This window comes from Amphibacillus jilinensis Y1 (assembly GCF_000306965.1).
Taxonomy (GTDB): Bacteria; Bacillota; Bacilli; order Bacillales; family Amphibacillaceae; genus Amphibacillus_C; species Amphibacillus_C jilinensis.
The window spans coordinates 1-1,215 of sequence record NZ_JH976446.1; the positions used below are offsets into that span (position 1 = coordinate 1).

At 36.0% G+C, this 1,215-nt stretch carries 2 protein-coding genes and 1 pseudogene; all 3 read right to left on the reverse strand.

Annotated elements, in window-relative coordinates; genetic code table 11:
* A pseudogene (locus B494_RS19785) lies at positions 1 to 251 on the reverse strand (PTS sugar transporter subunit IIC); the annotation flags it as partial.
* Positions 252 to 274: 23 nt separating this feature from the next.
* Positions 275 to 586: a PTS sugar transporter subunit IIB gene (locus B494_RS0118310; protein ID WP_017473828.1), complete on the reverse strand. Its 312-nt coding sequence runs from the start codon at positions 584 to 586 to the stop codon at positions 275 to 277.
* A 1-nt stretch (position 587) separates the two neighbouring features.
* Positions 588 to 911 carry a PTS lactose/cellobiose transporter subunit IIA gene (locus B494_RS0118315; protein ID WP_017473829.1) on the reverse strand — a complete coding sequence of 108 codons (324 nt, stop codon included), beginning with the start codon at positions 909 to 911 and terminating at the stop codon, positions 588 to 590.
* Positions 912 to 1,215 lie beyond the last annotated feature (304 nt).

The following is a 1,215-nucleotide window of genomic DNA, read 5'->3' on the forward strand; positions in this document are numbered from 1 at the left end:
AAAACGGCATAGACTGCTACCATATCAGTTGTATATTGAGCCGGCAATTCCAACAATTCTTTAAGTCCAGTATTGGTAATGAAATTTTGATAGGATTCAAATTGCATCCCACTTAATAATGTTGAGAATGCCCCAATAATAAGTGCTGGTAACGCTGACATTAGACCATCTGAAACAGCTTTCAAATACTTGTTCGAACTAATTTTTCCTGCAACAGACTGTAGCTTTTGTTGAAAACCTGAAATAGCCATGATTTACTTCCTCCTTTTATCCTTTATTTATCTATAAGTTCAAGTGCCCAATTCAGCACTTTTTCCCCATTCATTGTGCCGTAGTCTAAACTATTAATGACTTCAACAGGGATACCATTTGCGCCCCCATATTGTTTCGTATAGTCATCTTTCAAATAGGAAACTTGTGGGCCTAGAAGCAAGACATCTGCATCACCAATATAAGATTTAATATCACCACCTGATGTTGCATTAATATTAATGTCCTCACCTTTTCCTTCAGCTGCTTTTTGCATCTTATTAACCAACATACTTGTTGACATCCCAGCTGCACAAACTAATAAAATATTTTTCATTTTAGTTTCCTCCTAAAAGTTGATATGTTTTTTTATTTAAATTAATGATTTCTAATGCTAAATCTTTAACAGTCATGGCATTCATAAAATGATCTTGTGCATGAACCATTAAAAGCGATACCTCTGTACTTTCTCCTCTAGACTCTGCCTGAATTAAATCGGTCTGAATACGATGGGCCTTATTCAATTCCTCGTTGACTTGTTCCATCAATTGCTCTGCCTCGTTAAATTTAGCGTCCTTTGCAAGAGCCATCGCCCGCATCGCTTCACTTCTCGCGTTACCTCCATGAATAATTATTCCCATAATGATCTCCTGATTCTCCAACGAGAAATCCCTCCTTTTCTTTTCTCCTCTATCTCTATTACTTAACTTCATTATATTATGTAAACGCTTACACCTAAAGGGAACAGTTTTCCTCTATAAAGGAAAAAGATAACCTTGAAATGAAACGCTTACATTAAAACTTAATTATAAATATGGCAGACTTTTATACTAAATTGATTTAATAGGTTCTCTGTCAAATGTGGTGGTGTAATGTTCACTCCACCATTCATCTTTGTTAAAAGCTCTTTTCCCATAAAGTAGTGCTATTGCTAAGCCGCAGAGGGAAATATACTCGCTTTCCGCG

Bases quoted from the DNA above. Each gene is read 5' to 3' on its own strand.
- B494_RS0118310 (WP_017473828.1), bottom strand. From the start codon at position 586: ATGAAAAATATTTTATTAGTTTGTGCAGCTGGGATGTCAACAAGTATG.